The sequence below is a fragment of the Clostridium paridis genome (genome assembly GCF_016765615.1).
GTDB lineage: Bacteria > Bacillota > Clostridia > Clostridiales > Clostridiaceae > Clostridium_T > Clostridium_T paridis.
The window spans coordinates 55,268-61,267 of record NZ_JAESWA010000012.1; the positions used below are offsets into that span (position 1 = coordinate 55,268).

General features: G+C 32.8%; 5 protein-coding genes. All 5 read right to left on the reverse strand.

Annotated features, from left to right (window positions below; translation table 11 throughout):
• Positions 1-14: 14 nt before the first annotated feature.
• Complete coding sequence (nrdG, locus tag JK634_RS02490) at positions 15-524, reverse strand: anaerobic ribonucleoside-triphosphate reductase activating protein (protein ID WP_202766045.1); 510 nt, start codon at positions 522-524, stop codon at positions 15-17.
• A gap of 110 nt (positions 525-634) precedes the next feature.
• Positions 635-1,099, reverse strand: a complete 465-nt coding sequence (locus JK634_RS02495) for a hypothetical protein (protein WP_202766046.1) — start codon at positions 1,097-1,099, stop codon at positions 635-637.
• A gap of 119 nt (positions 1,100-1,218) precedes the next feature.
• Positions 1,219-2,427, reverse strand: coding sequence for an NADP-dependent isocitrate dehydrogenase (locus JK634_RS02500; RefSeq protein ID WP_202766047.1), 1,209 nt, complete (start codon positions 2,425-2,427; stop codon positions 1,219-1,221).
• Positions 2,428-2,452: 25 nt separating this feature from the next.
• Positions 2,453-4,375: an aconitate hydratase gene (locus JK634_RS02505; RefSeq protein WP_202766048.1), complete on the reverse strand. Its 1,923-nt coding sequence runs from the start codon at positions 4,373-4,375 to the stop codon at positions 2,453-2,455.
• A 16-nt stretch (positions 4,376-4,391) separates the two neighbouring features.
• Entirely contained in the window at positions 4,392-5,546 is a 1,155-nt protein-coding gene (gene nifV, locus JK634_RS02510; protein WP_202766049.1) for a homocitrate synthase, read from the reverse strand.
• Positions 5,547-6,000 lie beyond the last annotated feature (454 nt).

A 6,000-nucleotide genomic window follows, 5' to 3' on the forward strand; every position in this document is an offset into this window, starting at 1 on the left:
ACTCTCTTCTTTATTTAAATTTCAACTAAAATAACTTTTCCCTCTTTTAAACTCTCTGGAACATTGATAATCCTTTGGTTTGATGATCCTCTAAACCTAAGCCCATCTTCCTTTTTATCTATTTCAAATCTTCCATCAACTAAGGCATCAATATTATTTATTAGCTCTTTCCAGCCTTCTCTTTCCTCTATATGACTTAATATATATTCAAAAGTATATCCTGTATAACTCCAAATATTTAATCCAAACTTTTTAAACTCCTTAGCCATGTAAGAGAACTTATCAGCTTGTTCAAAGGGATCTCCACCAGAGAAAGTTATTCCCTTTATCATTGGATTTTCCTTAACATCTAGTATAAGTTCATCCATATCTCTAAGTTCTCCCCCGTTAAAATCATGGGTATCTGGGTTAAAACATTCCTTACAATTATGTAAACATCCTTGGGAGAAGAAAACTCTTCTAATGCCAGGTCCATTAACTAAAGATTCATATGCTATTCCTGATAATCTAATATTTTTATCCATGTGTTATTCACTCCAACTTCCTAATATTCTATTATTCAATTTTATCATAAAATTAAATAGAAAAAAGAAGAGTGTAAAATTAACTTTTCACACTCCCTTGAAGATTTTTCTTAAAGCTTTTGCTCTATATGTTTATCTAGCTCTACCGTCTGATTACTTATCTTCTCTACGCCATCTAGGGTGTATTTAAATTTTATATCTATTGCTTTGTCTAACTTTATCTTTTCTGGAAAAATCCTTGAATCCCCCAATTCATCCACGCCAGATTCATATTCCTGGTTATGTTCAAAACCAAAAAAGTAACTTTTTATGATTTTTCCATCCTGATATATTTCCATCGAAATATCACTAATTTTTTCTTTTGAAGAACCTCTTTTCTCAATTTTATAACTTTTAGGTATATAGTATTTATCCTTAAATGTAACTAAAGTAAAATCTCTAACTATAAAGTCATCCGCTATTACATCAAAGTTATATTTAACTACTGTATAAGTTCTTAAATTAAAATACATGGTAATCACCACTACTATAACTGTATATAATATAACTAATATAAATTTTGATTTCTTTCCCATAGCTGCTCCCCTTCATTTTTCCATATATTACAATTCTATCACAGGTATTTTTATAGTGTCTATATTAGCTTAGCTATAATAGAAAAAGAACCTAGATTTCTCTAGGTTCTTTCTAAATCTTAAAGCGCAGCTTCAAGTCTAGTTCTTATTTCTTTTATAAAATCTTCTGTATTTACCACTTTAATATCTTTTATTGATGAAAGGCTTGCTAGATCCTTTGTCATCACACCTTCTTCTATTGTTTGAATAGATGCTTTATCTAACTTATCTGCGAAAGTTATAAGTTCTGGGATATTGTCTAGTTCCCCTCTTTTTCTTAAAGCTCCTGTCCATGCAAATAGGGTTGCCATAGAATTAGTTGAAGTTTCTTTTCCTTTTAAGTGATTGTAGTAGTGTCTTTGTACTGTTCCGTGAGCTGCTTCATATTCATAGAAACCTTCTGGTGAAACAAGTACTGAAGTCATCATAGCTAATGAACCAAAAGCCGTTGCAACCATGTCACTCATTACATCTCCATCATAGTTCTTACATGCCCATATAAATCCGCCTTCTGATTTTACTACTCTTGCTACTGCATCATCTATAAGTGTATAGAAGAATTCTATACCAGCTTCATCAAATTTAACTTTATATTCCTCTTCAAATATTTCTTCAAATATATCCTTAAAAGTATGATCGTATTTTTTAGATATTGTATCCTTTGATGCAAACCATAAATCTTCTTTTCTATCTAATGCAAAGTTAAAACATGCTCTTGCAAAGCTTTCTATTGATTTATTTGTATTATGCATTCCTTGAAGAACTCCTGGTCCATCAAAAGTATGGATTACTTGCTTTTCAACTTCTCCATTTTCTGAAGTAAATACTAATTCAGCTGTTCCTTTGCCTTCAACCTTTATTTCAACATTTTTATAAACATCACCATAAGCATGTCTTGCTATAGTTATAGGCTTTTTCCAAGTTCTAACGAAAGGTTCAATAGAATCTACTATTATAGGACTTCTGAACACTGTCCCATCTAATATAGCCCTTATAGTTCCATTTGGACTCTTCCACATTTCTTTTAGGTTATATTCCTTAACTCTTGCTGCATTAGGAGTTATAGTAGCGCATTTTACTCCAACACCATACTTCTTGATAGCCTCAGATGCTTCAGTTGTAACTTTATCATCTGTTTCATTTCTATATTCTAAACCTAAATCATAGTACTCTGTCTTTAAATCTATAAATGGAAGTAATAACTCATCCTTAATCATCTTCCATATTATTCTTGTCATTTCATCTCCATCCATTTCAACTAATGGAGTTTTCATTGCTATTTTCACCATTTGTATAGTCCCCCAATTCTTTGTATTATGCATTAATTTTTACGTAGTTTAATCTTCCACCTGCATTTATTACTTCTATTTCTTTTTCAGTTAATTCTACATTTACCTTGAAGGTGTAGTTCCCTGTTTTATTTACAACTTCTAATACTCCAGAATTAAGAGCCTCTTTAATATCAGAAATAACTAATTCATCAAAATGATTAATCTTGTCATAGTCTTCTTCATTTACAAAAGTCATAGGTACTATTCCATTATTAATTAGATTAGCCTTATGAATTCTAGCAAAGCTCTTAGCTATAACACCTTTAACTCCTAAATAAAGTGGTGCAAGCGCTGCATGTTCTCTTGATGACCCTTGACCATAGTTACTACCTCCAACTATAAACCCACCGTTATTTTCCTTTGCATACTTAGGGAAGTTTTCATCTACTGTATTGAAACAATAGTCTGCTAAGTATGGAATATTAGATCTATATGGTAGTAATTTTGAATTTGATGGCATGATATGGTCAGTTGTAATATTATCTCCAACCTTTAATATAGCTTTTCCTTCTAATGAATCCCCAAGTGGATTATTAACTGGGAATGGTTTTATATTAGGTCCTCTCTTTATTTCAACCTTGCTTCCATCTACTGCTGGAGCTATTATCATACTATCATCAATTAAGAAACTTTCTGGTAACTCAACCTTTATATCAATATCTAATTCAGTTGGATCAGTTAAATATCCATTTATAGCTGATACCGCTGCTGTTTCTGGTGATACTAAATAAACTTTTGCCGTTAAAGTTCCACTTCTTCCATAGAAATTTCTATTGAAGGTTCTTAAAGAAACTGCATCAGTTCCTGGCGCTTGCCCCATACCTATACAAGGACCACAAGAATTTTCAAGTATTCTAGCTCCCGCACTTATAATATCTGCAAGTGCTCCGTTTCTAGATAACATCTCCATAACTTGTCTTGATCCTGGCGCAATTACTAAGCTAACTTCTGGATGTACTTTTTTACCTTTAAGGATTTTAGATACTTTCATTAAATCCTCATACGATGAATTAGTACAACTTCCTATAGCAACTTGATCAACTTTTATTTTTCCTATTGATTTAATTTCTTCAACATTATCTGGTGAATGTGGCTTAGCTGCAAGTGGCTTAAGCTCAGATAAATCTATAGTAATCTCTTCATCATATATTGCATCTACATCTGGTTTAAATTCTATCCAATCTTCTTCTCTTCCTTGAGCTTTAAAATACTCAAGAGTTCTTTCATCACTTGGGAATATTGAGGTTGTAGCTCCAAGTTCTGCTCCCATATTTGTTATAGTAGCTCTTTCTGGAACTGAAAGAGTCTTAACTCCCTCTCCTGCATATTCAAATACTTTTCCAACTCCACCTTTTACAGTAAGCCTTCTTAATACTTCAAGAATTATATCCTTTGCTGCTACCATAGGCTTTAATTCACCTATAAGATTAATCTTACAAACCTTAGGAGTATTAATATAATAAGCTCCTCCACCCATTGCTAAAGCAACATCTAATCCACCTGCACCCATTGCAAGCATTCCAACTCCTCCTGCTGTAGGTGTATGTGAATCTGATCCTGTTAAAGTTTCACCTGGTGTTGAGAATCTTTCTAAGAAAACTTGGTGACATATACCGTTTCCTGGTTTTGAAAAATATACTCCATATTTAGATGCTACTGTTTGAATAAATGCATGATCATCAGCATTTTCAAAGCCTTGTTGCAGCATATTATGATCAATAAAAGCAACACTTCTTTTAGTTTTTACTCTATCTATCCCCATAGCTTCTAATTGAAGGTATGCCATTGTACCTGTTGAATCTTGCGTAAGGGTTTGGTCTATTTTAATACCTATTGGTTCTCCTACTACAAGTTCTCCTTCTACTAAATGTGATTTTAATATTTTATAGACTAAATTTTCGCCCATCTTTCTTCCCCCTTGCTTATTGCTTATTTATTCTCTTATAATCTCTATAGAGCTGAACTATTTCTTTATCAAAAAGGCTTCTCTTAAGATTAACTGAAACTTCTCTAACTTTAGCTAAAAGCCATTCAGCAGCCTGACTATCTAGTTCTTCCCCATACTCCTTAAACTTATTTATTATGCTTGCTCTTCCAGAATGTTTACCTATTACTAATTGTCTTTGCAAACCAACTTCATCTGGTGAAAAAGCTTCATAGTTTTTAGGATTTTTTATTGCCCCATCTGCATGAATTCCTGATTCATGAGCAAACATATTTGTACCAACTATAGCCTTCCATATAGGAAGATCTCTTCCTGAAGCTCTAGATACATATTCAGATAATTCTCTAAACATTTTAGTATCTGCATTAACTTCATATCCATAAACGTGTTTAAGAGCCATTAGCACCTCTTCTAGTGCTGCATTTCCAGCTCTCTCACCTAATCCATTTACAGTTACTCCTACATGAGTAGCTCCCCCTAAGATTCCTGCAATGGCATTTGCTGTAGCCATACCAAAATCATTATGGGTGTGCATTTCTATATCAAAATTTGTATTATCTCTTAAATCTTTAATGATACTATTAATTTTAAATGGTTCCATTATTCCAACAGTATCACAATATCTAAATCTATCGGCACCTGCATTTTTAGCTTCTTTTATAAACTGTACAAGGAAATCCCTATCAGCCCTTGAGGAGTCTTCTCCGTTAACAGATATATATACTCCGTTTTTCTTAGCAAACTCTACTGCTTTTACCATACTTTCCAAAACCCATTCTCTTGAGGTTTTAAGCTTATGCTCAATATGGATATCTGATACTGATATTGAAATAGCAACAGCATCAACACCACAATCAATAGATTGCTCTATATCTGAAACTACGGCTCTATTCCAAGCCATTATTGAAGCTTTCAAGCCTCTCTTTGCGATAGTTTTTATAGCGGCTTTTTCATCTCCACCCATAGTAGGAATTCCAACTTCAAGCTGATCTACACCTAATTCATCAAGTAGTTCTGCTATAGCTACCTTTTCATGATTTGAAAAAACTACACCTGCAGTTTGCTCTCCATCACGTAAAGTGGTATCTACAATAGTAATCTCTTTACCTGTTTTTAAATCTTTAATAGACATTCTGATCCCCCTTTTTACTTTTTCTAAACCCCAATTTACACTCTTTGTCAAATTGTCATCACTTATGCAATAGATAAGCCTTCACAATTCAATATACTCAATTTTATCACAACAAAAAAATAATAACAAGATTTTTTATACACCTTTGTATTCTTGTGTTTTCAAGCTTTAGAGCCTAGATTCCTTTAAAATTCCCTATTCCTAACATTTTTTACTTTTTGCAAGTTCAAAAAAAATTCTTTCACCTTCTTTGTAACAGCTCACTACAAAAAACATCATTTTTAAACATATTTTTATATTATAAGGTAATAAATTATTGTATTTTTCACTGAAAATTAAGTCATGACCACCCGTAAAACGGGTGGCATGCTCTAGCCCTATAAGGGCATATTCCTGGCTGTGTCTCAAGACACGCTGAAAAATCCACCAACCGCAAAGTTTTTACAGACGGCCT